The sequence below is a fragment of the Nocardia sp. AB354 genome, from assembly GCF_049538315.1.
Lineage (GTDB): Bacteria > Actinomycetota > Actinomycetes > Mycobacteriales > Mycobacteriaceae > Nocardia > Nocardia nova.
Genome location: NZ_JBMVFU010000006.1, coordinates 231,412 through 253,616, shown reverse-complemented (window position 1 = coordinate 253,616; position 22,205 = coordinate 231,412). Strand labels below are relative to the sequence as shown.

Below are 22,205 nucleotides of genomic sequence, written 5' to 3'. Positions count from 1 at the left end.
GGTCAGCCCTGTCGTGCTCGCCGCCGGAGCGCGGCCACCAGCACCACGATCAGCAGCGCCGCCGCGAATCCGCCGTAACGCACCAGATTTCCGGACCCCGCGGCCGCGAGCAGATCCAGCGGCTCCGCCGGGGTCCGCGGCGCGGCGGCGACGCTGCGCTGCCGTGGCGCGGTGACAGTGGCCGCGCCCGTATCCGGCGACTCCGTGACGGCGCGCAGCGGTTCGGCCGCCGGCTGTGCCGAGGCGGTGATCTCGTCGGCGAGATTGGTGGCGAACTGCCCGATCAGCGTTCCCGCGACATCGGCCAGCGCACCCCGGCCGAACTGGGCGGGCTTACCGGTGATCGCCAGATCGGTATCGACGAAAACGTCTGTGCTGCCGTCGTTCTCGACCAATCGGCAGGTGATGGTCGCCTTCGCCGTGCCGTTGCCGCGCGCTTCACGGCCGCGGCCCTCGAGCACCGCGACCCCGGCCTGTTCGTCCTGCGAGACGACCTTGATGATCCCGTTGTAGCTCAACCCCACCGGGCCGAGTTTGACCTTGATCCGGCCGTGGAAATCGTCGCCCTCGCGCGAGGTGATGGTCGCGCCGGGCACACACGGTGCGATGCGTTCGAGGTCGAGCAGTACCGGCCAGGCCTGCGCGGCCGGAACGGGGATGGTGAACGTGTTGTCGAGTTTCATGAAGGTCCTCGGTCGGATCAGGCCCGCCGCGCGGCGGGTGCGGCGATATCGGCCGCCTCGTCGCCGGTGGACGATTCGGCACCGGCCTCGCGCGCGTCGGCGGCGGCACGGACCGCGCGCACGATGCCCTGATATCCGGTGCAGCGGCACAGATTTCCCGAGATCGCCTCGCGAATCTCGGTGTCGGTGGGGTCGGGATTCTCCCGCAGGAAGGCGGTCGCGGACACGATGAAGCCGGGAGTGCAGAAGCCGCACTGCAATCCGTGTTCGGCGCGGAAGGCCTCCTGCACCGCCGACAATTTCCCGTCGGGTGCCGCGATGCCCTCGACGGTGGTGATCTCGGCGCCGTCGGCCTGGACCGCGAAGATCAGGCAGGAGCGGACCGCGGCGCCGTCGAGCAGGACCGTGCAGGCGCCGCACACGCCGTGTTCACAGCCGAGGTGGGTGCCGGTCAGCCCGCAGCGGTCGCGCAGATAATCGGCCAGCGTCAGCCGGGGCGCAACGCTGTCGCGGCGGCGGAAGCCGTTGATACGCACCTCGATATCGACCTCAGTCATTGCTCGCCTCCTCTATCGCGCGGCCCCACGCCCGCGCCACCATCGCCGCACCGAGCCGGCGGCGGTATTCGGCCGAACCGTGCACATCCGACGAGATCGCGGTCAGGTCCGCTGTCGCGGCGGCGCCGACCTCCTCGGCCGCCACCGCATCGGCGGGCCGGCCCAGCAGTGTGGCCTCGGCCCGATGCGCCCGCACCGGGGTCGGCGCGAGGCCGAACAGTCCGATCGCGCAGCGGTCGATGCGGGAGTCCCCGTCCAGCCGGACCGCTATCGCCGCCCCGGCCATGGCGAAATCGCCGCTGCGCCTGGTGAATTCCTCGATCGCGAAGCCGCTGCGCCCGGACCGGACCGGGAAGGTGATCGCGGTGACCAGTTCGTCGGGTTCGAGCGCGGTGGTCCACATGCCGGTGAAGAAGTCCGCGGCCGCGAGGGTGCGCCGTCCGCGCGGTGACAACGCCTCGATCTCGGCGTCCAGGGTCAGGGCCACCACCGGATATTCGGCCGCGGCGTCGGCATGGGCGATGGAGCCGCCGATGGTGCCGCGGTTGCGGATCTGGAAGTGCCCGATCAGCGGTGTCGCCCGGTGCAGCAGTGGAACCGCCCGGCGGACCTCCGCGGAGGCGCCGACCGCCGCGTGGGTTGTCCCCGCACCGATCCGCACAGTCGAGGCCCCGGCCTCGATACCGCGCAGATCGTCGACTCGCCGCAGGTCGACGAGATGGTCGAAGACCGCCAACCGCAATGCCAGCATCGGCACCAGGCTCTGGCCGCCGGCGATGACCTTGGCCTCGTCACCGAGTTCGGCCAGCAGCGTCACCGCCTCCTCGGCCGAGCCGGGGGCATGATAGTCGAAGGCGGCCGGTTTCATGCCGATTCCTTCCCGGCGGCACGTGCCCGCTCCACCGTCTCCACGATCCGTGCGGGTGAGAGCGGCAGCTCCCGAAGCTCGATCCCGAACGGCGACAACGCATCCGCGACGGCGTTGAGCACGGCCGGCGCCGCGCCGATCGCCCCGCCCTCGCCGACGCCCTTGAAGCTGCCCGGCCCCGGACTCGGCGTCTCGACGTGGCCGACCTCGATATCCGGAACCTCCATCGCGGTCGGCAGCAGATAGTCCAGGAAGGTCGTCGCGACCGGATTTCCGCTCTCGTCGTAGGCGAGATGTTCGTAGAGCGCGCCGCCGATGCCTTGCACCGTGCCGCCGTAGATCTGGCCCTCCACCACATTGGGGTTGATCATCGGGCCGACGTCCTCGCTGACGATGTAGCGCAGCAGCGTCACCGCTCCGGTCTCGATGTCGACCTCGCAGGTGCAGATGTGGGTGGCGTTGGCCCAGATCGCCATCTGCGAGGTCTTGTGCCGGCCGTTGGCCTCGAGCCCCGGTGGTACTCCGGGCGGCAGACTGTCGGCCTGAAAATAGGCGATATCGGCGATCTCGGCCAGCGTCAGCCCCTTGTCGGGAGCGCCGCGCACGCTCGCGCGACTGTCGGCGAACTCGATCTCCTCCGGCGCGACGCCCAAGCGGTGGGCGGCGATCGCGACGATCCGCTCGCGCAACACGGCCGCGGTCTGCCCGATCGCACCCGCGGTCATCGATCCGGACCGGCTGCCCCCGGTGCCGCCGCCGAACGGCGTCACCGCGGTATCGCCCTGAATGGTCCGCACATCCGAGATCGTGACCCCGAGCGCGTCGGCCGCGAGCTGAACGACGGTGGTCTCCAAGCTGTTTCCGGCCGAACCACCCGCCACGTAGACGTTGACCTTGCCGCTCGGTTCGATGCGGATGGTGGCGCCCTCGGTGCTGAGGAACGGGCTCGCGCCGGTGGTCGGTTCCACATACGTGCAGGTGCCGACGCCGAGGTAGCAACCCTGCGCGCGGGCGGCGCGCTGTTCGGCGCGGAAGGCGTCGTAGTCCAGTTTCTGGACCGCCTGCTCGAGCGTCTCCATCGGCGAGATGTTGTCGTAGGACATGCCGTTGGGATTGGCCCACGGTAATTCGTCGCGGCGCAGCATGTTCCGGCGGCGCAGCTCGATCGGGTCGATGCCGATCTGCCGGGCCGCGTGGTCGAGCAGCACCTCGCGCGCCACGGATTCGAACTGCCACGGCCCCCGATAGGCGACCCGCCCGACGGTGTTGGAGTAGAGAAACTTCGAACTGAACGAGGCGTCGGTGATGCGGTAAGGGCCGGGGAAGAGAATGCCCACGACCACACCACCGGTGATCGGCGAGGGTGTCGGGTAGGCGCCGACGTTCTGCACATGGTCGATGGAAGCCGCGACGATCCGGCCGTCGGCGTCGAATGCCATTGCCACATCGGCGTTCTCGTGCCGTGCCAGGCCCGAGGCCATCAGATTCTCCTGACGGTCCTCGATCCACTTCACCGGGGCGCCGAGCGCACGCGAGGCGAGCATGACGCAGGTCTCCTCGCGCAGCGGCAGTTGCTTGAGCCCGAAACCGCCGCCGGTGTCGCGCGCGATCACCCGGACCTGGTGTTCGTCGATGCCGAGCAGCCGGGCGCAGAACGCGCGGACCTCGTGCGGCGACTGGGTGGCGATCCAGATCGTCATCTCCGCCGTCGACGCCGACCATTCGGCGAGGATGCCGCGGGTTTCCATCGGCACCGGCAGATAGGCCTGCTGAAAGATCTGCTGGCGCACCACATGCGCGGCGGAGTCGAACAGCGGTGCCAGGTCGGCGGCCGGACGCCCGCCCATCGCCCCGGCCGAATTACCGGCGAATCCGGCGTGCACCAGATTGGGCGACTGTTCCGCGGTGGTGTAGTCGACCACCGGGTCCAGCGGTTCGTAGTCGATGACGACCAGTTCGGCGGCGTCTTCGGCGATATAGCGGTCGGCGGCGATCACCAGCGCGACCGGATCGCCGACGAATCGGACCTCCTCCTCGGCCAGCGGCGGGCGCGGCACCGGCGGCATACCGACCATGTCCAGGTCGTAGGAGATCTCGTGCGCACCGGGATTGAGGTCCGCGGCGGTGTAGACGGCGAGTACCCCGTCCAGTTCCAGCGCCGCCGACACGTCGATCGTGCCGATGGTCGCGCGGGGCAGCGGGCTGCGCACGAAGCAGGCGTGCGCCGCGCCCGGGCGGGTCACATCGTCGACGAAGGTTCCCGCGCCGGTGACCAGGCGCGCGTCCTCTATGCGCGGGATCCGCGCGCCGACCACGGAGGCGCTCGCGGTTGTCGTCGTCGAGGTCATCGGGCGGCTCGCATCGCGGTCATCGGACTGATCCCCTCTTGTTCGCCGTCGGACAAGGACCGGCACCTCGCGGTCGGTTAACAATATATGCCGAAAGTGAGTACGTCGCTACAGTAGAGGGAGAATGTAATTCTCATCGGAGGTCGGCGTGCGGGAACTCGGCGAGCACCTGCGGCACTGGCATGCCGCCGCAACGACATACGCCTTGGCCACCGTGATCGGCGTACGCGGCAGCGCGCCGAGGACATTGGGCACCACCATGGCGGTCTCCGCGTCCGGCCAGGTGCGGGGCAGCCTCTCCGGCGGCTGCGTGGAGGGCGCGGTCTACGAGGAATGCCTGCAGGTGCTCGCATCCGGGGAGCCGGTCCGGCGCACCTTCGGCTACAGCGCCGACGATGCCTTCGCGGTCGGGCTCACCTGCGGCGGGGAACTGGAGGTGTTCATCCACCGGGTGACCGCAGCCGAGTACGAGACGATCGACGTCGCGCTGGATCCGGATCGGCCGGTCGCCCTGGTCCGCGATCTGGAATCCGGCGCGATCGTCGCGGTGCGACCGGATCGCTCGATCGGAGGACCCGCCGACCCGGCGGTGATCGCGCATGCTCGCGCCATGCTCGAGGCCGCCACCAGCGCGGTCCGCACCATCGGATGCGCGGAGGGTGAACGCACCGTGTTCGTGACGTCCTTCGCCCCGCCACCGCGCATGATCGTCTTCGGCGCCACCGATTTCACCACCGCGCTGTGCCGGGTCGGGCGGCTGCTCGGCTACCGCGTCACCGTCTGCGAACCGCGCCCGGTCTTCGCCGACCGGGCGCGTCTGCCCGAGGCCGACGAGGTGGTGCGCGATCGGCCCGATCGGTATCTGGCCGGTGCGCACGTCGATTCGCGCACGGTGATCTGCGTGCTGACCCACGACCCGAAATTCGATGTGCCGGTCCTCGCGACAGCGCTGCGACTGCCGGTGGCCTATGTGGGGGCGATGGGTTCGCGGCGGTCGGATCGAGAGCGACGGAAACACCTGCGCGACAACGGCATCAGCGATGATCAGCTGCGCCGGCTGCATTCACCGATCGGACTGGAACTCGGTGGCCGCACACCGGAGGAGACCGCGGTGTCGATCGGCGCCGAGATCGTGGCGGTGCGCCGCGGCGGTTCCGGGCAACCGCTCTCGGCGACGGACCGGCCGATCCACGCCGACCCCGGACTCGCCTCGTAACCACGGTCGGATGGCCGAATCACCGGCGGTTACCATCCACCCGTGGCGAAACTGAAGGTCTCGGTGGACGTTCCGATCTCCCCCGATCGGGCGTGGTCGCACGCGGCGAATCTGGGCGAGCTCGACCAGTGGCTGATCATGCACGAGGCATGGCGCGGCCGGGTGCCCGACGAGCTCACTCCCGGTACCGAACTGGTGGGCATCGCCTCGGTGAAGGGTCTGCGCAACCGCGTGCGCTGGACCGTGCGCACCGCCGAACCACCGCGCCGGCTCGTGCTGAGCGGCGCCGGCAAAGGCGGCACCAAACTGGGACTGGCGCTGCTGGTCGCGCCGAACGCCTCGGGTTCGGCGGTCACCGTCGACATCGATCTGGGTGGGCGACCGCTGTTCGGCCCGATCGGAGCGACGGTGGCACGAGCCCTGCGGGGCGATATCGAACGCTCACTCGACCGGTTCGTCGACCTGTACTGCTGAACGCTCAGCGCGGTTCGAGAACGACCAGCGGGATCGTGCGCCCGCCCGCCTGGCGCCGATAGAACTCGTAATCCGGTGTCATAGCCACGAATTCACGCCACAGGTCCGGATATTCGGTCGCGGTGGCGACCCGCGCCCGCACCGAGCGGACTTGCCTTCCGATCCGGATCGTGGTGTCGGGGTGGGCGAGGAGGTTGTGATACCAGGCGGGATGGTGCGGCTGCCCCGCCTTCGACGCCGCGATCGCCACCGCGGCCCCCGCGTCGACGTACATCAGCGGTGAGGTTCGCGGAATGCCGGATTTCGCACCCACGTGGTCGAGCAGAAGTATGCGCGCGTGCCGACGGCCCGGCATGCGCCCGCCGATCCGCCCGCCCGAGCATCGGTACAGCGCCACATGGACTTTCGTTGCCCGCCGACCGGCATAGACGCCGCGGCGGTTCGCGAATCGGGTCGTGGCGGAGACGATTCCGGCGAGCGAGGCCATATCGCCGAGCATGCATCAGCCCTCCCGTTCTCGCCAGGGGCCGGGCCGCACGAATGCGTCCCGTCCCGGTGAGAATTAACCGGTCCGCAACCACGCGGGGCTTGTGTACCGCATTCACGGCAATATGCTTCCCATTGTGACGAATTTGCGGATCAGCGAGGCGGCTGCGCTGCTGGGGGTCAGCGACGACACCGTGCGGCGCTGGATCGATCAGGGGCGGCTGCCGGAGATCCGGCTCGACAGCGGTCGCAAGGGGGTGCGCGGCGCGGATCTGGCCGAGGTCCTGCGTAGTCAGCACGCCGAGGCGCGCGAACCCGGTGTCACCGTCGCCGCCTCGGCCCGCAACCGGATGCGCGGCATCGTCACCCGCATCGTCAAGGACACGGTCATGGCGCAGGTCGAGATGCAGGCCGGCCCGTTCCGGCTGGTCTCGCTGGTCAGCCGGGAATCGGTCGACGAACTCGGTCTCGAGGTCGGCAGTATCGCCGTCGCCTCGGTCAAATCGACCCACGTCGTGGTCGAAATTCCGGAAAGTTGACGAGAATGCAGCTCTTGCGCACCATCGGCGCCGCAGCGGCCGTCGTGGCGGTCACCGCGGGCCTGGCCGGATGCGGTTCCGACGACGCGAAGTCCGCCACCGGAACGGACCAGCTCTCGGGCACGGTCACGGTTTTCGCGGCGGCCTCGCTCACCGAGACGTTCACGAAGCTCGGACACGACTTCGAGGCCGCCCACCCCGGCGTGAAGGTCGTCTACAGCTTCGGCGGCAGTTCGGCCCTCGCCCAGCAGATCCAGCAGGGGGCGCCCGCCGATGTCTTCGCCTCCGCAGCCCCGGCCAATATGCAGCAGGTGGTCGACGCCGGTGAGGTCACCGCGAAACCGGAGACGTTCGTGAGCAATCGGCTGGAAATCGCGGTGCCAGAGGGCAATCCGGGCAAGATCACCGGACTGGCCGACTTCGGCAAACCGGAGCCGCGGATCGCGTTGTGCGCGGTGCAGGTGCCGTGTGGTGCGGCTGCGGAGAAGGTTTTCCAGATCGCCGGCATCACCCCGCTGCCCGACACCCGCGAGCAGGATGTCAAGGCCGTGCTCACCAAGGTGACCCTGGACGAGGTCGACGCCGCACTCGTCTACCGCACCGATGTGCAGGCGGCCGGCGACAAGGTGCAGGGCATCGACTTCCCGGAATCGGCGAAGGTGGTCAACACCTATCCGATCGCACCGCTCGCCAAGGCCCCGCACGCCGCCGCGGCCGCCGCCTTCGTCGGCTACGTGCACTCCGATGCGGCGAAGAAGGTGTTCGCCGCCGCGGGATTCGACACCCCGTGAGCAGGCCGGGAACGCGGCGACGGGCGGTATCGGGACGGCGGCCGGTCGCGCTGGTGCTGCCCGCGCTCGGCGCGCTGGCGTTCCTGGTGATTCCGCTGATCGGCCTGCTGGTGCGCACCCCGTGGGCGAGCCTGACCGACCGGCTGTTCAGCGCCGAAGTCGGTACCGCCCTGCGACTTTCGCTGATCTGCGCGAGCTGCGCGACCGTGATCTGCCTGCTGTTGGGCATCCCGCTGGCCTGGCTGCTGGCGCGGGCGCACATCCCGGGCCGGGGCGTGATCCGCGCGCTGGTGACGGTGCCGCTGGTCCTGCCGCCGGTGGTCGGAGGCGTGGCACTGCTGCTGGTGTTCGGCCGCCGCGGGCTGCTCGGGCAGTATCTGTACGACTGGTTCGGCGTCTCACTGCCGTTCACCACGCCGGGAGTGGTGGTGGCCGAGGCGTTCGTCGCCATGCCGTTTCTGGTCATCTCGGTGGAGGGCGCGCTGCGCAGTACCGACACCCGCTACGAGGAAGCCGCCGCCACCCTCGGCGCGACCCCCTGGTACACCTTTCGCCGCGTCACCCTGCCCGCGATCCTGCCGGGCGTGCTCGCCGGCGGCGTACTGTGCTGGGCTCGGGCGCTCGGCGAATTCGGCGCGACCATCACCTTCGCCGGGAATTTCCCCGGCCGCACCACCACCATGCCGCTGGCGGTGTATCTCGCGCTGGAAACCGATCCCGATGCCGCGATCGTGCTCAGCCTGGTGCTGCTGCTGGTGTCGGTCGCGGTGCTGGTGTCGTTGCGCGAGCGCTGGATTCGAGGAGCGGTATGACGCTGCGGGCCGAACTCGAGGTGCGGCGGGAGCGCTTCCGCCTCGGCCTGGCGCTCACCGTCGAACCCGGTGAGGTGGTGGCGCTGCTCGGGCCCAACGGCGCCGGGAAGACCACGGCGCTGCGTACGCTGGCCGGACTCGAACCGCTCACCGGTGGACGCCTCAGCGTCGCCGACCGGGTCTGGGACGAACCGCCGCGAGTTTTCGTCCCGGCCGAGCAGCGACAGGTCGGCGTCGTCTTCCAGGATTACCTTCTGTTTCAGCATCTTTCGGCGCTCGAGAACGTCGCCTTCGGCTTGCGGGCCCGCGGCATGCGGCGCGCGCAGGCGCGGGCCCGCGCCGCCGAGCAGCTCGCCCGGGTAGGTCTCGCCGAGCACGAACACGCTACACCGCGCACACTCTCCGGCGGACAGGCGCAGCGAGTGGCGCTCGCGCGCGCCCTGGCCACCGACCCGCAGCTGCTGCTGCTCGACGAACCACTGGCCGCGCTCGACGCCGGGACCCGGGTGCAGGTGCGCGCCGACCTGGCCCGCCACCTGCGCGACTATCGCGGCCATACAGTGGTGGTCACCCACGATCCGCTCGACGCGATGGTGCTGGCGGACCGGCTCGTCATCCTCGAACAGGGCGCTATCGTCCAGCAGGGCGCGCCGACCGAGATCGCCCGGCGGCCGCGGTCGGACTATGTCGCGGATCTGATGGGGCTCAATCTGTTTCGCGGCACCGCCGCGGGCACCAGCGTCGAGATCGACAACGGCGGGCACCTCACCGTCGCCGCTCCCGCCACGGGCCGCGTCTTCCTCACCTTCCCGCCTACCGCGGTGAGCCTGCATCCCCAGCAACCCGGCGGCAGCCCCCGCAACACCTGGCCTGTGACCGTCGGCGGCCTGGAACACCACGCCAATCTCACCCGCGTCCGCCTCGACGGAGCTCCACCTGTGCTCGCCGACATTACCGCGGCGGCGGTGGCCGACCTGCGCATTCAACCGGGTATGCGGGTATGGGCCGCGGTCAAGGCGACCGAAATCCATGTCTACCCCGCTTGAAATCTCGAGGGGGGCGGCGTGGCGCGCGTCGAATCCGGGGTCCGTGCGGGTTCGCGCATTATGCTTGCCGGTCGATAGCTGTTCGGGGACTGCTGCCGTGACACCGAGGAACAGGATCCAGCTATGCGACGTCCTCTCATCGCCGCCGCGACGGGTATCGCCGCGGTTACCGCCGTCGCGTCGATCTTATGGACCGGCGGGAGCGAAACGAGTCACGCCCAGCCACCCGGCACGGACGTGACCGGCTCGGGAGTCCATCTGACCGCGTCGGTGGACAACATCGGGGTGAACCCACCCGGTGACCGGACGCCGAACTATCTCATGACGTTCTCGCATGCCGCGCAGCTGTCCGGGAATTTCTCGGTCAACGTCGAGGGCGATCCGATCACCTCGGGTCAGGCGGTGGCGGGATTCCTGCTCGGATGCGGGATCAGCGTGGCAGGCGGCTTCGACGTAGGCATTTCGCCCAACCAAGGGCTGCAATTGAGCATCTCCCCGACGTTCACGCCACCGTCGCTGACGACCGCCGCCGCTCCCATCGCGACCACCGGCAGCGCCACTCCGACCACGACCACCAGCGGTACCGGCACCTCCTCCACAACCGCCCGCACCACGACAACTCCCCCCACGACCACCCGGACCAAGGCTGTCGGCACGAGTGTTGCGCCCACCACGACGGTCACCACCACGACAACCCCGACCACGACCACCCCCACCACGACGACTCCCCCGACAACGACTCCCCCCACGACGACTCCCACCACCCCCACCCTGCCGACCACGTCCGGCAGCGCGACCCTGCCCGGAGTATCGCCGCCCGGTTTCGACCTCGGGCCGAGCGTCGGCGGCTCCCTGGGCCTGTCCGAGAATCTGGACGCGAACATCGGTCCCGGTCAGGTCACCACCGCCACCACCGCGACGGCCACCCTGGACAACACGACCACTTTCCCCTACCACATCGCCTTCAACAACGCCGCGTTGAACGTCTCCCAATGCGCGTCCCCGGTTGCGGCCGTCCCGTTCGTCTCCACCACGGTGTCGACGGCGACGGGTCTGGTCCAAACCACCGCGTACGGCGATCAATTCACGTTCTGACACGCACTGCCCATCGATACAGCCTGGGCCGCCCGCAGTGCGGGCGGCCCAGGTGCATTCAGGTCAGGACATGGCCTCGCTCACCGCGTTCGGCCCGTCGAACATACGGTCGGGCATGCTCTCGAGCGCGTCGACGATCTCCGCGCCGGCGCCGTTGTTCCGCGCCGCGCGCACGATATCGCGGCGGTCACACGGATAGTCCACGCCGGAGAGATACTTCTGCACCTGAATGGGATTCACCTTCTGGCTCATCGTTTCTCCTCTCTCGGTACTGTCCGTTCGGGAATGGAACGACGGGGCGATACCACCGGAATCGGGGCCGAAACATCGCAGTTGCCGAATCGCTGCCGCGATGACCTGACCGGTCCCGATCTGCAGCAGTCCGGGGTCCGGTTCGGTGGCGTGCGGATCGCCGATATGCCCCGCCCACAGGGCGATATGGGCCGGATCGGGTGGCGGACCCCACCACGCCGGCGGGGTGGGTCCGAAGATCACCACCGAGGGCGTGCCGAAGGCGCTGGCGAGATGTCCGACACCGGTATCCCCGCTGATCACCAAGGCGGCATTCGCGACGACGGCGGCCGATTCGGTCAGTGTGAGCGCCCCGGCGAGTACCGATCGCCGGGGCAGACCCGCCGCGTCGGCGACCTGCGCGGCCAGGGCTGCCTCCTCGGCATTTCCCGTGACGACGAGGCGGTGGCCCAGACTCCGCAGGTGGGCGGCGACGGCGGCGAAGCGGTCCGGCGGCCACCGCCGCGCCCTGGAACTGCCCCCGGGATGTACCACGACGCGGCCGGCCGGTGCGGTGATGCCCGGCGTCCGGAGTTCGAGGCGGGTGGGATCGGCCGGGATGCCCGCCGAGTCGAGCAGCCGGCACCAGCGATGCACCTCGTGCACTCCCTCGGGCCAGGCGGGGCCGGCCACCTCGGGAAAGTCCGGATGCCGGTGGGTGATCAAGCGTCCGGGGCGGACTTTCAGCAGATCGTCGATGCTCTGCGGACCGCTGCCGTGCAGATTCACCGCGAGGTCGGGCGGTGGGCGGTCCCATCGCAGTGCGCCCAGTCCGGCGGTCGGGAGGACCTCGTCGACACAGTCGGCGAGGTCGACCATCGGCGCCAGCCAGCGGGGAGCCGCCAGCACCAGGTGGTCGTCGCCGCGCGCGACTCGCAACGCCCGCAGCGCGGGTACCGCCGTCAGCAGATCCCCCAGTCCCAGTGCCCGCAGGACCAGCGTCACCCCCATGACGGTGGATGTGCCGGCCGGCTCGGTGCGGCGGTCACGACCGCGCGGTCCGCTCGCGTCCGGCCCATCCCGGGCGAGGACACCGCACCGTCGCGAACGAACCGCGCCGCGACATCGACGGCACGACGGACCGCGTTCGTCACCGAGTCACCGGAAGCCAGCGCCGCGGTGGCCGCCGCGGCGAATCGGTCGCCGGCGCCACACACGTCGTATCCCTCACCGCATCGCAGTTCCGGCGAGATTCCCACGGCCACAGTGCCTTTCGTACCGCGACGGTAGAGCACCGCGCCCTCCGCGCCGAGGGTGACCGCCACCGCCCGCGCCGACCACCGCCGGCTCAGCTCGCGGGCCCGGTCCCCGAATCCGCCGTCTCCACCCACCAGGGCCGCGGCTTCGTCGCGATTCGGTGTCACCAGGCTCGCCCCGGCGACGGGCGCCGGGCCGCGCGGATGCGGATCCCACACCACGGGAATGTCGTGCAGGCACCGGGACAGCAGTGCGCGAATTCCGGGGTGGGCGGCGACGCCGTGACCGTAATCGGCGACGAGAATCGCACGGGCACAACCGAATACGGCTTCGACATCAGCGGGCAGCGGCCCGTGCCCGATCCGGCCGTCGCCGGAATCGACACGAACCACCGAAACCGGGCGATCGCCCGCACCGTCGGCGGCGGCGGGAGCGCACGGGCCGACGGCTCGAATCCGCTGTTTGCACACCGTGGTTCCCAGCATCGGCAGCGGCGCCACCCGCACGCGCCCGGCCAGCAGCCGGTGCAGCCGGTGGCCGGCCTCGTCGTCACCGAATCCGCCGACCAGCACGACCTCGCCGGCGTCCCGGGTTGCCAGCGCGGCGGCCAGCCCCGCCCCGCCGGGGCGCCAGATTCCGGTGCGGACGTCGACCACCGGAACGCCGGCGTCGGGACTGCGGCGGTCGGCGCGGCCCTCGATATCGCTGTCGAGCAGCACATCTCCGACGACGACCAGCGGCCCGGTCACGAGGCCTCCCGCAGCGCGGAATCCAAAGCCGTGCACAGCGCGTGGACCAGCACCAGGTGGACTTCCTGCACCGTCGCCGTCGACTCCGCCTCCACCGCCACCGCGTCGTCGCACAGCGCGGCCAGCGAATTCGGCGCCGGTCCGGTCAATGCCCAGCTGGTCAGCCCGATTTCGGAAGCGGCCTTGGCCGCGGCGACGACATTGCCGCTGGAACCGCTGGTGGACAAGGCGACCAGGACGTCACCGGGCCGGCCGTGCGCCCGCAGCTGGCGTGCGAACATCTCGTCGAATCCGTAGTCGTTGGCTATCGCGGTGACACTCGAGGTGTCGGCGTGCAGGGCGACCGCCGACAGCGGTCTGCGTTCCTCCCGGAAACGCCCGGTCAGCTCGGCGGTCAGATGCTGCGCTTCCGCCGCGCTGCCGCCGTTACCGCAGGCGAACAATCTGCCGCCGTCGCGGTAGACGCGAGCCAATCGCTCTGCCCAGTTCCAGATGCGGGCGACCGAGGGGCGCACATTCCGGCGCAGCGCCTCCCCGAGGAGGTCGAAATGCTCCTCCAGTTCGGCGCCGATGCAGGCGACATCGTGACGGCGATGCTCGTCTCGTGGGGCGATCATGGCAGGGCGTCCTTCCCGTCGAGTTCGGCGAGTGCCAGCGAGACCGCGGTCCGCAGGTCCGGTGCGACGTGGGCGACCACCGCGGCGAAGGCGATCTCCGACGGCCGCGTCTTCGCCGTGGGCACGAGCACCGCCCGCGCTCCGGCCGCGGCGGCCGCCTCGACATCACTGCCGATATCGCCGATCACGACACATCGGTCGGGTGTGGTCCCCAGCGCCTCGGCGGCCGAAACGACAAGTCCGGGTTGAGGTTTGCGGCAGTCGCAGCCTTCGTCGCGGCGATGCGGGCAGATCTGCCAGGTGTCGATGGGGCCGAGGAGATCCTCGACCTTCGCGGTCACCGCCGCCAGCTGCTCCGGGGTGATGGAGCCCGCGTTCACCCCGGACTGGTTGCTCACCACCCCGATCCGCACTCCGGCCCGCCGCAGCCGATCCAGTTCCGCCGCCGCACCGGGTACGGGCTCCACCAGTCGCGGATCGGACAGATACGGCACATCGATGATCAGGGTGTCGTCGCGATCGAACAGCACCGCCGGCGGGCCGCCGTGTCGCGCCGCGGTCGTCGAGCGCCGCGGCTTCTCGCCGCGCAGATGCGCTACCGCGTCGACGATTTCCTCGTCGGCGATCCGGTTCAGGCAGGGGTGGCCCGATACCGGACACTGCCGGGCCCGGGTTCCGGCGCAGGCCGCGGACTGGTCACCGAGCACCACTGTCGAAACCCCGTGCGGCGCCCAGCGAATAGCGGGAACGACCGGGGCGAACAGCGAGACGACGGGGGTGGCGACGGCCGCCGCCAGATGTGCGGCGCCGGTATTGGGCGCGACGACCACATCGGCCCCGCGCAGGACCGCCGCCAATTGCGGCAGGTCGGTCGCTCCACCCAGATCGCGGGCGTGCGTCCCGGCGACGGCGGCGGTCAGCTCCCGTTCGTCGGGGCCGCCGGTCACCACCACGCGGTATCCCGCCTCGGCCAGGGCCACGGCCACCGCCCGTGACCGCTGCGCCGACATCCGGCGAGCGGGCACGGCCGCACCCGGATGCAGGACGATATAGCCGGGCTCACCGGTCAGCGCGGAGACATCCGGCAGATCGGTACGCACTCGCAGCCGGTGCCCCACCGAGGGATAGCCCACTGCCTCGACCAGGGACAGCGCCCGAATCGCCTCGGGCACATCGTCGTCCAGTTGATGGCGGACATCGAGCAGCGATCCCGGATAGTCGGGACTGATCGCCGAGATCCGGGCGACTCCCGCCATCCGCAGCACGAGCGCCAGCGGCAGCGGCGACTGATGGAAGGAGGTGAAGATGATCGCCTCGTCCGGCTGCTGGGTGTCGACGAGCTTCACCAACTCGGCGATCGATTCTGCATCCACGGGCGGGGCCTCGAAATCGACCCAGCCGGCACGGAATTCGAGCACCTGGTTCACGCCGGGCAGTAACTGCGCGGCGGCGCGGCCACGCGGGCCCGCCAAAAAACTCACCCGCTCCGCGCGGGCGGCGACCGCCCGCACGGCCGGGCCGGTCAGCAGCACATCGCCCGCACTGTCGAGGCGGGCCACCAGCACATGGCCGCTCATCTGCGCCTCCCGCGGTGGAACTCGGCAACGGTGTCGGCGAGCAGCCGGTCCCAGCGCTGTGCGAACTCGGTGATGCCGAAGTTCTTCACGGCCCAGGCCCGGGCGGCCTGTCCGGTGCGCCGGGCCAGTTCCGGATCGGCGATGTAGCGGCCGATCGCGCGGGACAGCTCGTCGAGATCGGTGGAGACGACACCCGCCTCCGGCGGTACCGCCCAGGGCGCCTCGGTGGCACCGACCGCCACCACGGGCATACCCACGTACATGGCCTCGAGCAGCGACAAGCCGAGCGAGGTCCAGCGAGCGGTGTGCACGAACACCCGTCGCCGTCCGATGTCGGTGTGCAGCCGTTCCTGGCCGACGTCGCCCGCCCCGTGAACCTGTGTCGCAGGGCAATGCTCCCACTTGTGCAATTCGCCGGTGTCGATGCCGAAGACGTCGATCGGCGCGGCCCGCGACAGTTCACCGAGCAGATCGGTTCCGGTGATCCGCCACCGCCGCACCGGTTCGTTGATGATCGAGGCCGCGCGCTCGATCTCCCCGGTGTATCGATAGCCCGGATCGACGACACCGTGCGGGACCGTCTCGGCCCGGCAGCGCCCGTTGTCCCACATCAGCCGGTTGAACCCGGTGACGTGCACCAACGTCACGTCGCTGCGGTCGGCCATCGGATGCCGGCTGGTGGCCGCGTGTTCGCGGGGGGTGTTGTGCTCGACGTAGATCACCGGCACCTCCTGGCCGGGCACTCGGCCGAGCCAGTCGCGCACCAGATCGAATTCCTCCGGCCGCTGCAGCACCACCACGTCGACGGACTCATCCGCCAGATCGGCCGGCGCGACCTCGACGGCGGATTCGGGCCAGGGTCGCCCGCACCGGCCCAGAGCCCACTGCCGCCGCCGGGGATCGGACGGCACCAGATATCGATGACGCCCCTGGACGAAGGAGGTCATCCAGGATCCGTGCACGTGCCACACAAGCACGCGCAGGGGATCCGAAACCGGTACGGCGGCAGCGGTCATGGCCACGACGATTCGGTGGAGGAGCACACCAGCATTTCCCGGACCTCCGAGCCGGCGGGGCGGGAGAGGGCGAAAACGACTGCGTCGGCGACGTTTTCGGGGCGTTCGAGCCGCACGTCGGGACCTGGGATGTACTGCTCCGGGCGGTCGTCGAAGAAGTGCGTGTCCATCCCGCCCGGAATCAGCAGCGTCACGCCGATCTCACCGGCCGTCTCGGCCGCCAGGGCCCGGGTGAATCCCACGACCCCGAATTTCGACGCGCAGTACGCCGTGGCGTCGGGCAGCGCCCGCATCCCCAGGGTCGAGGCACAGGTGACGACGTGGCCGCGCGACGCGCGCAGCGCCGGCAGCGCGGCGCGGATCACCGCCGCCGTACCGAGCAGATTCACGCGCACCACCCGCTCCCAGGCGGCCGCCTCGACCTTCTCCAGTGGGCCGCAGGCATCGATACCGGCGGCGGTGAACACGCCGTCGATGCGGCCACCGGCCCGGTCGGCCAGGGCGCGGGTGGCCTCCTCCGCCGCGGCCGAATCCGCGAGATCGGCGTGCTCCCAATCGACTTCGGCCTCGGGCCGGGTCCGATCGATGACCAGCGGGACGCCACCGGCGGCACGCACCGCGTGCACCGTCGCCGCGCCCAGTCCGGACGCACCGCCGGTGACGACGACATTGCCCAGGGGCCGAGTTCCATTGCCCGGGGGGCGAGTCGGTTGATTCATCCGCGAGTTCCTCCTGATGTCAGCGGGCGGACGACGCGATGTCGCCCGCGGCGGCGGTGGCGGCGGTCCGTCGATAGGCCGCCGAGGTATCTCTGGAGATCCGATCCCACGAATAGCGCGCGCGGGCCCGTTGCAGACCCGCCTCTCCCATCGCCTGCCGCGCCTGCCGGGTATCGAGCAGGCCCGACAGGACCTCGGCCAGAACCACCGGATCACCCGAGGGCACCAGGCGGCCGGTCACACCGTCGAGGACGGTGTCGCGCATGCCGCCGACCGCGGTGGCGACGACGGGCTTCGCACACGACATCGCCTCGAGCGGAACGATGCCGAACGGCTCGTACCACGGCGTGCACACCACGGCGTCGGCCGAGCGCAACAGCATCGGCATCTCGGCCCGCGGTACCGGCCCGCGCAACAGGACCCGTTGCGACACACCGTATTCCGCGGCCACCGCACGCAATCGCGCCTGCTCGGCCTCGTCCTCGGCGCTCTGCGAACCACCCGCGATCACCAGCTCGGTGTCGGGTACCTCCGACAATGCCGCGATCGCGGTGTCGAACCCCTTCCGCCGCACCATGCGGCCGACCGAGACGATCCGCCGCGGCGCATCGGGCTTCTCTGCCGGGCCGTCGGGAGTGAACAGCGACAGGTCCACACCACACGGCACCACCGACGTGCGCTCGCGCGGCACACCCATCCTGCCCAGCTCCCGGACCTCGTCGGAACAGGTCGCGACGATATGTGTCGCTCCGGCCGCGACCCGGCGCTCGGACTGGATGCGAGAGCGCGGGCTGGTGTCGGCCAGTCCCTGATAGCGCCGCTTCACGGTGCCCAGGGCGTGGAAGGTCAGCACGACCGGAACGGCGAGATCGCGTGCGGCGCGTTCGGCGGCGATGCCCGACATCCAGAAATGCGCGTGCACGACATCGGGCGGATCGGCACTCCATTGCTGTCGCAGGAATGCGGCGAAATCGGTGAGGAACGGCACGATGTCGTCCTTCCCGAGGTGCTCCGGCGGACCGGCCGGCACGTGGATCACGCGATATCCCGCTCCCACCAGCACCTCGGTGGGGATGTCGGGGTCGTCTCGGCGGGTGTAGACCCGCACGTCGTGCCCCAACCGGGCCAGTCCCGCGGCGAGCTCGGCCACATGCACGTTCTGCCCGCCCGCGTCCACGCCGCCCAGGGGGGCCAAGGGGCTGGCGTGCTCGGACACCATCGCAATCTTCACGCTTCCTCCGATCCGCGTCGCCGCCGGTGGACCTCGCGCTCTCGAACTGCGCCATAGCCGGCGGAACCGTGCCATGGATATGTGCGACTGCCGGCCGGCCCGATCGTTCGACTTCTGAACCGGTTCGTCGTCGTCATGCCCGCGCAGATGCGATGCAAACTGTCCGGACCGGAACCGTCCGACGACCGGGCCGGCCACGGATTCACCAGGACTGAGTCGCGGCTGCCCGGGTAGGGCTGCGGTATGTCCGAGACGACGACAGCCCCGACCACGACGGCCGCACACCGGCCTGTCCCCGCCCCCGCGACCGCACGTCCGAGCATCGGCCCGATCGGCGACATCGTGCCGGACGTGCGGCGCATCGTGGTCCTGCGCGGTGGCGCGCTCGGCGACCTGCTGTACGCGGTACCGGCCCTGTACGCGTTGGCCGCGGCCTATCCCGGCGCCGAGATCACGCTGCTCGGCTCGGCCCTGCATGCCGAACTCCTGCGGAACCGGCCCGGGCCGGTCGACGAGGTCGCGGTACTCCCGGTCACCCGCACCGACTGGAACGAACCCGCACAACCGGCCGAGGCCGAATTCGTCGACCGCCTCCGTGAACGCCCGGTGGACCTGGCCGTGCAGCTGCACGGCGGCGGCGCCTGGTCCAATCCCTTTCTACGCCAGCTGAATCCGCGGATGAGCATCGGTTCCCAGGCCGAGGACGCGGCGCCGCTGGACCGCAACCTCGCCTATCGCTTCTATCAGAACGAGGTGCTGCGAGCGCTCGAGGTGGTCGGACTGGCCGGCGCGCCGCCGGTGGTGATGGAACCGCGGGTGGAGCTCACCCCCCGGGATCCGGCCGCGGCGGATGCGGCACTGGGCACCGTGACCGGACCGCTGGTGATCGTGCACCCCGGCGCGAACGATTCGCGGCGGCGCTGGCCGGCGGACGCCTTCGCCGAGATCGCCACCCACTGCCTGGACCGCGGCGCGACGGTGGTGATCATCGGCGGACCGTCCGATCACGCACTGGTCGCCGATCTGCGTTCCCGCATCCCGGTCGCGGCGAACGGCGACGGGCGCGCGCACCGGCTGCGCACCCTGGTCGGCGCCGATATGCCGACACTGTGCGGAGTGCTCGCCCGCGGCGCGGTACTGGTCGGCAACGACAGCGGGCCGCGGCATCTCGCCCGGGCGGTCGGCACCCCGACCGTAGGAGTGTTCTGGATCGGCAACGTCATCAGCGCCGGACCGCTGAGCCGCGGCAGCGACCGCGTGCACATCTCCTGGCAGACCCACTGCCCGGCGTGCGGCCGCGACGCCACCGACGAGCGTCTGCCCCGCTGCCCGCACGGTGATTCGCTGGTGTCCACGGTGCCCGTCGCGGCGGTGTGCGCGGACGTGGACGAGTTGCTCGGCTGGACGTGAAACCCGCGCCGCCCGCTAGGACGGGGCGCCGGAGCGGATGCGCGCGATCACCTGCGATGTCGAGTGATCGGCCAGGTAACTCAGCACCCGCACCTCACCGCCGTAGCCGTTCACGATCGGCGCCTCCGGCAACATCTCCGGGCGGTAGTCGCCACCCTTGACGTAGAGGTCGGGTGTGGTCGCACGCAGCAGGGCCGCGGGGGTGTCCTCGTCGAAGATGGTCACGTGGTCCACGCAGCTCAGCGCCGCCAGTACGGCCGCGCGCTCGTGATCGGGGTTCACCGGCCGGTCCGGTCCCTTCAGCGCGCGCACGCTACGGTCCGAATTCACCGCGACCACCAGCACGTCGCCGAGCCGCTTCGCCTCGTTGAGATAGGCGATGTGGCCGGCGTGCAGCACGTCGAAGCATCCGTTGGTGAACACGATCCGTTTACCGGCCGACCGCTGATGCGCCAGCACCGTGGCGAGGTCCCGCGCCGACAACACCGCCCCCGCGCTGCGCGCGAGGCGATCGCGAAGTTCGGAGGTCGAACACATCGAGGTCCCGGTGCGGTGCACCACCACATCCGCGGCCGCCTGCGCCACCTCCACCGCGGCGGTCGTGGGCAGCCCGCCGAGCAGCGCCAACGTCAGCGCGGCGACGAAAGTGTCTCCCGCACCGGGAGATTGGCTCTCCGGCACGGGCTCGGCCCAGGTCCGGTGCAGCGGCCGGTCGCCCTGCAGCAGCACCGCGCCGTCGCGGTCGAGGGTCACCACCACCGCGCGGGCGCCGGTGAGCTCGAAGAGCCGGTCGCGATGCCGGTCGAACCATTCCACCCGCGACCGTCCCGGCATCGCCGACGGCATCCCCAGCCCCCGTGCGGCCTCGTCGGCATTCGGCGTGACCAGATCCGGACGCAGATCCGCCCACCGGGCGGGATGGTGGGTGTCGACGATCAGCAGCGGCAGATCGGCCCGGCGGGCGGCCAGCGCCTCCCGGACCCGCTCCCCGAGCACCCCGTCGTAATCGCAGACCACCAGGGCATCGGCACCGTCGAGCGCCTCGGGCAGCGTCTCGATCACCCGGTCGACGTCGGCAGCGGTCGCCGGTGCCGATGTACTGCGGTCGAAGCGGACCACGAGCTGATCCCCGGAGACCACCCGGCATTTCGCCACGGTCGCGGCATCGGCCGCGCTCAGATAAGTCGTGTCGACTCCGCAGCGTCGCAGCGAGTCGCGCAGATGGGTGCCGTGCTCGTCGGCTCCGGCCAGCGCCACCAGACGCACCTCGGCGCCCAGGGCCGCGATGTTGGCCGCGGTATTGGCCGCACCGCCGGGCAGGTAGCTCGTCGTGTGCACGTCGACGACGGGCACCGGCGCCTCCCGGCACAGTCGTTCCGAACGGCCCCACATCCACACGTCGAGCACCGCGTCCCCGAGGACGACCACCCGGGCGTGCTGCCGGGCGAGGCGGTCGGCGATCTCCGGAACCAGACTTCGCGAAACCGGTGACCCCGCTTCACGATTCATGTGACCTCCTCGAGCCGGCGTCTTCGGGTGGGTCACTGCGGCAGCAATTTCTCCAGCACGTCCTGGCAGGCCCGCTCACAGCGGTGGCACGCCTGCGCGCACTGCTCGCAGTGGGTCATACCGGTGTGCGAGGCACATTCCTCGGCGCACGAGGCACACGCCGCCGCGCAGGCCCGCACCAGCGCCGCGGCCACGAACGGCACGAATGCGGTGCGCCGCGCCAGCACCCGCGCGGTGGCCCCGCAGATGTCGGCGCAGTCCAGATCCTCGCGGATGCACTGCCGCAGCGCGGCCACATCCGGTTCGGCCAGGCACGAGTCGGCGCAGATGGTGCAGGCCGTCTGGCAGGCCACGCATTCCTCCACGCACCGGGCGACCTCGTCGGCGGTCAACGCGCCGGATTTACCGGGCCCGCCGGGATGTGCGCCGAACATGTCGAGCACCGTCGTCATGGCTCCTCCTCCGGGTATGAGCCGATGTATCAGTTCGTGCGGCGGGCGCGCTCGTTGGACCGCTGGATGGATTCGATCAATTCCTTCTTCGTCATCCGGGAGCGGCCGCTGATGTCGAGGCGTTTCGCGACGTCCAGCAGATGCTGTTTCGAGGCATTGGCATCCACCCCACCGGCGGTCTTGCCCGCCGGTTCGGGGCCGCCGTGGCGGGCGCGCTCGTCGGAGGGACCCTTCTGCTTCTTGGGCTCCCAGTGGTCGCCGACCTTCTCGTAACTGTGCTTGAGCGCGGCGTACGCGACGCGATGCGCGCGTTGTTCGCTCTGGTACTCCTCCAGCGCGGAATCGTGAACCTCGGCGAATATCCGCTGCGCGTGTTCATCGGATTTCCGTATGGTGCTGGGCAATTCGGACTGTTTCGGGTCACCGCGCCGAGTGGTCTTGGGCATCGTCTGCTCCCTTCGTCGACGGACAACTGCTCGGGACGCCGAAACGGCGGCCCTTGTCGACGCACTACCCGGACTG

The 22,205-nt window shown here is 70.4% G+C and carries 23 protein-coding genes; 8 read left to right on the top strand and 15 right to left on the bottom strand.

Translation table 11 applies throughout. The features are described from left to right. Positions 1-2 precede the first annotated feature (2 nt). Genes ACPCUW_RS11590 through ACPCUW_RS11575 form a run of 4 tightly spaced genes read right to left on the bottom strand, consistent with a single transcriptional unit; the run spans position 3 to position 4,456 of the window. A complete protein-coding gene (locus tag ACPCUW_RS11590; protein ID WP_063014668.1) occupies positions 3-683 on the bottom strand; it encodes an SRPBCC family protein in 681 nt (226 codons plus the stop codon). A 17-nt stretch (positions 684-700) separates the two neighbouring features. Beyond that, complete coding sequence (locus ACPCUW_RS11585) at positions 701-1,240, bottom strand: (2Fe-2S)-binding protein (RefSeq protein ID WP_423424711.1); 540 nt, start codon at positions 1,238-1,240, stop codon at positions 701-703. Beyond that, positions 1,233-2,108 carry an FAD binding domain-containing protein gene (locus ACPCUW_RS11580; RefSeq protein ID WP_104365832.1) on the bottom strand — a complete coding sequence of 292 codons (876 nt, stop codon included), beginning with the start codon at positions 2,106-2,108 and terminating at the stop codon, positions 1,233-1,235. Before ACPCUW_RS11580 ends, ACPCUW_RS11585 begins: the two co-directional genes overlap by 8 nt. Beyond that, positions 2,105-4,456, bottom strand: a complete 2,352-nt coding sequence (locus tag ACPCUW_RS11575) for a xanthine dehydrogenase family protein molybdopterin-binding subunit (protein ID WP_423424710.1) — start codon at positions 4,454-4,456, stop codon at positions 2,105-2,107. The genes ACPCUW_RS11580 and ACPCUW_RS11575 overlap by 4 nt, the downstream gene beginning before the upstream one ends. A 148-nt stretch (positions 4,457-4,604) precedes the next feature. Between ACPCUW_RS11575 and ACPCUW_RS11570 the strand changes: the two genes are divergently transcribed. Together ACPCUW_RS11570 and ACPCUW_RS11565 are read left to right on the top strand one after the other, a co-directional pair. After that, positions 4,605-5,672: an XdhC family protein gene (locus ACPCUW_RS11570; protein ID WP_423424709.1), complete on the top strand. Its 1,068-nt coding sequence runs from the start codon at positions 4,605-4,607 to the stop codon at positions 5,670-5,672. A 42-nt stretch (positions 5,673-5,714) separates the two neighbouring features. Next, positions 5,715-6,146, top strand: coding sequence for a type II toxin-antitoxin system Rv0910 family toxin (locus tag ACPCUW_RS11565; protein ID WP_063014655.1), 432 nt, complete (start codon positions 5,715-5,717; stop codon positions 6,144-6,146). A gap of 4 nt (positions 6,147-6,150) precedes the next feature. Here ACPCUW_RS11565 and ACPCUW_RS11560 read toward each other — a convergent pair whose 3' ends face one another. Beyond that, entirely contained in the window at positions 6,151-6,633 is a 483-nt protein-coding gene (locus ACPCUW_RS11560; protein ID WP_423424707.1) for a nitroreductase/quinone reductase family protein, read from the bottom strand. Between the two features lie 136 nt (positions 6,634-6,769). Between ACPCUW_RS11560 and ACPCUW_RS11555 the strand changes: the two genes are divergently transcribed. The 5 genes from ACPCUW_RS11555 (at position 6,770) to ACPCUW_RS11535 (ending at position 10,915) form a co-directional block, all read left to right on the top strand. Continuing rightward, positions 6,770-7,171, top strand: coding sequence for a TOBE domain-containing protein (locus ACPCUW_RS11555; protein ID WP_063014721.1), 402 nt, complete (start codon positions 6,770-6,772; stop codon positions 7,169-7,171). Between the two features lie 5 nt (positions 7,172-7,176). Next, positions 7,177-7,962, top strand: a complete 786-nt coding sequence (gene modA / locus ACPCUW_RS11550; protein WP_423424705.1) for a molybdate ABC transporter substrate-binding protein — start codon at positions 7,177-7,179, stop codon at positions 7,960-7,962. After that, positions 7,959-8,774, top strand: coding sequence for a molybdate ABC transporter permease subunit (modB, locus tag ACPCUW_RS11545; protein ID WP_063014651.1), 816 nt, complete (start codon positions 7,959-7,961; stop codon positions 8,772-8,774). The genes modA and modB overlap by 4 nt, the downstream gene beginning before the upstream one ends. Further along, positions 8,771-9,820: an ABC transporter ATP-binding protein gene (locus tag ACPCUW_RS11540; RefSeq protein WP_423424703.1), complete on the top strand. Its 1,050-nt coding sequence runs from the start codon at positions 8,771-8,773 to the stop codon at positions 9,818-9,820. Before modB ends, ACPCUW_RS11540 begins: the two co-directional genes overlap by 4 nt. 123 nt (positions 9,821-9,943) lie before the next feature. Continuing rightward, a complete protein-coding gene (locus ACPCUW_RS11535; RefSeq protein ID WP_423424701.1) occupies positions 9,944-10,915 on the top strand; it encodes an MspA family porin in 972 nt (323 codons plus the stop codon). A gap of 63 nt (positions 10,916-10,978) precedes the next feature. Here the strand turns inward: ACPCUW_RS11535 and ACPCUW_RS11530 are convergent, their stop codons facing one another. The 7 genes from ACPCUW_RS11530 to ACPCUW_RS11500 all read right to left on the bottom strand — a co-directional run bounded on the left by ACPCUW_RS11530 (position 10,979) and on the right by ACPCUW_RS11500 (position 18,312). Then, positions 10,979-12,151 (bottom strand): glycosyltransferase family 9 protein, encoded by a 1,173-nt coding sequence (locus ACPCUW_RS11530; RefSeq protein WP_423424699.1) that lies wholly within the window; start codon positions 12,149-12,151, stop codon positions 10,979-10,981. Continuing rightward, a complete protein-coding gene (locus ACPCUW_RS11525) occupies positions 12,148-13,152 on the bottom strand; it encodes a PfkB family carbohydrate kinase (protein ID WP_423424697.1) in 1,005 nt (334 codons plus the stop codon). The genes ACPCUW_RS11530 and ACPCUW_RS11525 overlap by 4 nt, the downstream gene beginning before the upstream one ends. Beyond that, positions 13,149-13,769, bottom strand: coding sequence for a D-sedoheptulose-7-phosphate isomerase (locus ACPCUW_RS11520; RefSeq protein ID WP_423424696.1), 621 nt, complete (start codon positions 13,767-13,769; stop codon positions 13,149-13,151). The genes ACPCUW_RS11525 and ACPCUW_RS11520 overlap by 4 nt, the downstream gene beginning before the upstream one ends. Further along, positions 13,766-15,346 (bottom strand): HAD-IIIA family hydrolase, encoded by a 1,581-nt coding sequence (locus ACPCUW_RS11515; RefSeq protein WP_423424694.1) that lies wholly within the window; start codon positions 15,344-15,346, stop codon positions 13,766-13,768. Before ACPCUW_RS11515 ends, ACPCUW_RS11520 begins: the two co-directional genes overlap by 4 nt. Further along, positions 15,343-16,293 (bottom strand): glycosyltransferase, encoded by a 951-nt coding sequence (locus ACPCUW_RS11510; RefSeq protein ID WP_423424692.1) that lies wholly within the window; start codon positions 16,291-16,293, stop codon positions 15,343-15,345. The genes ACPCUW_RS11515 and ACPCUW_RS11510 overlap by 4 nt, the downstream gene beginning before the upstream one ends. A 65-nt stretch (positions 16,294-16,358) precedes the next feature. Next, a complete protein-coding gene (locus ACPCUW_RS11505; protein ID WP_423424690.1) occupies positions 16,359-17,081 on the bottom strand; it encodes an SDR family oxidoreductase in 723 nt (240 codons plus the stop codon). A gap of 19 nt (positions 17,082-17,100) precedes the next feature. Next, positions 17,101-18,312 (bottom strand): glycosyltransferase, encoded by a 1,212-nt coding sequence (locus ACPCUW_RS11500; RefSeq protein ID WP_423424689.1) that lies wholly within the window; start codon positions 18,310-18,312, stop codon positions 17,101-17,103. 243 nt (positions 18,313-18,555) lie between these two features. Here ACPCUW_RS11500 and ACPCUW_RS11495 point away from each other — a divergent pair, with 243 nt between their 5' ends. After that, positions 18,556-19,722, top strand: coding sequence for a glycosyltransferase family 9 protein (locus ACPCUW_RS11495; RefSeq protein WP_423424688.1), 1,167 nt, complete (start codon positions 18,556-18,558; stop codon positions 19,720-19,722). A 15-nt stretch (positions 19,723-19,737) separates the two neighbouring features. Here ACPCUW_RS11495 and rfaE2 read toward each other — a convergent pair whose 3' ends face one another. From rfaE2 to ACPCUW_RS11480, 3 genes are read right to left on the bottom strand one after another with little or no spacing between them, the layout of a single operon-like run. Beyond that, positions 19,738-21,231 (bottom strand): D-glycero-beta-D-manno-heptose 1-phosphate adenylyltransferase, encoded by a 1,494-nt coding sequence (gene rfaE2, locus ACPCUW_RS11490; protein WP_423424686.1) that lies wholly within the window; start codon positions 21,229-21,231, stop codon positions 19,738-19,740. A 32-nt stretch (positions 21,232-21,263) separates the two neighbouring features. Continuing rightward, complete coding sequence (locus ACPCUW_RS11485) at positions 21,264-21,683, bottom strand: four-helix bundle copper-binding protein (protein WP_104394189.1); 420 nt, start codon at positions 21,681-21,683, stop codon at positions 21,264-21,266. A gap of 29 nt (positions 21,684-21,712) precedes the next feature. Then, a complete protein-coding gene (locus ACPCUW_RS11480) occupies positions 21,713-22,129 on the bottom strand; it encodes a ChaB family protein (protein ID WP_104394188.1) in 417 nt (138 codons plus the stop codon). Positions 22,130-22,205 lie beyond the last annotated feature (76 nt).

Coding starts and splice junctions, on each gene's coding strand:
- ACPCUW_RS11590 (WP_063014668.1), bottom strand. CDS start 683: ATGAAACTCGACAACACGTTCACCATCCCCGTTCCGGCCGCGCAGGCC.
- ACPCUW_RS11585 (WP_423424711.1), bottom strand. CDS start 1,240: ATGACTGAGGTCGATATCGAGGTGCGTATCAACGGCTTCCGCCGCCGC.
- ACPCUW_RS11580 (WP_104365832.1), bottom strand. CDS start 2,108: ATGAAACCGGCCGCCTTCGACTATCATGCCCCCGGCTCGGCCGAGGAG.
- ACPCUW_RS11575 (WP_423424710.1), bottom strand. CDS start 4,456: ATGACCTCGACGACGACAACCGCGAGCGCCTCCGTGGTCGGCGCGCGG.
- ACPCUW_RS11560 (WP_423424707.1), bottom strand. CDS start 6,633: ATGGCCTCGCTCGCCGGAATCGTCTCCGCCACGACCCGATTCGCGAAC.
- modA (WP_423424705.1), top strand. CDS start 7,177: ATGCAGCTCTTGCGCACCATCGGCGCCGCAGCGGCCGTCGTGGCGGTC.
- ACPCUW_RS11540 (WP_423424703.1), top strand. CDS start 8,771: ATGACGCTGCGGGCCGAACTCGAGGTGCGGCGGGAGCGCTTCCGCCTC.
- ACPCUW_RS11535 (WP_423424701.1), top strand. CDS start 9,944: ATGCGACGTCCTCTCATCGCCGCCGCGACGGGTATCGCCGCGGTTACC.
- ACPCUW_RS11520 (WP_423424696.1), bottom strand. CDS start 13,769: ATGATCGCCCCACGAGACGAGCATCGCCGTCACGATGTCGCCTGCATC.
- ACPCUW_RS11515 (WP_423424694.1), bottom strand. CDS start 15,346: ATGAGCGGCCATGTGCTGGTGGCCCGCCTCGACAGTGCGGGCGATGTG.
- ACPCUW_RS11510 (WP_423424692.1), bottom strand. CDS start 16,293: ATGACCTCCTTCGTCCAGGGGCGTCATCGATATCTGGTGCCGTCCGAT.
- ACPCUW_RS11505 (WP_423424690.1), bottom strand. CDS start 17,081: ATGAATCAACCGACTCGCCCCCCGGGCAATGGAACTCGGCCCCTGGGC.
- ACPCUW_RS11495 (WP_423424688.1), top strand. CDS start 18,556: ATGTCCGAGACGACGACAGCCCCGACCACGACGGCCGCACACCGGCCT.
- rfaE2 (WP_423424686.1), bottom strand. CDS start 21,231: ATGAATCGTGAAGCGGGGTCACCGGTTTCGCGAAGTCTGGTTCCGGAG.
- ACPCUW_RS11485 (WP_104394189.1), bottom strand. CDS start 21,683: ATGACGACGGTGCTCGACATGTTCGGCGCACATCCCGGCGGGCCCGGT.
- ACPCUW_RS11480 (WP_104394188.1), bottom strand. CDS start 22,129: ATGCCCAAGACCACTCGGCGCGGTGACCCGAAACAGTCCGAATTGCCC.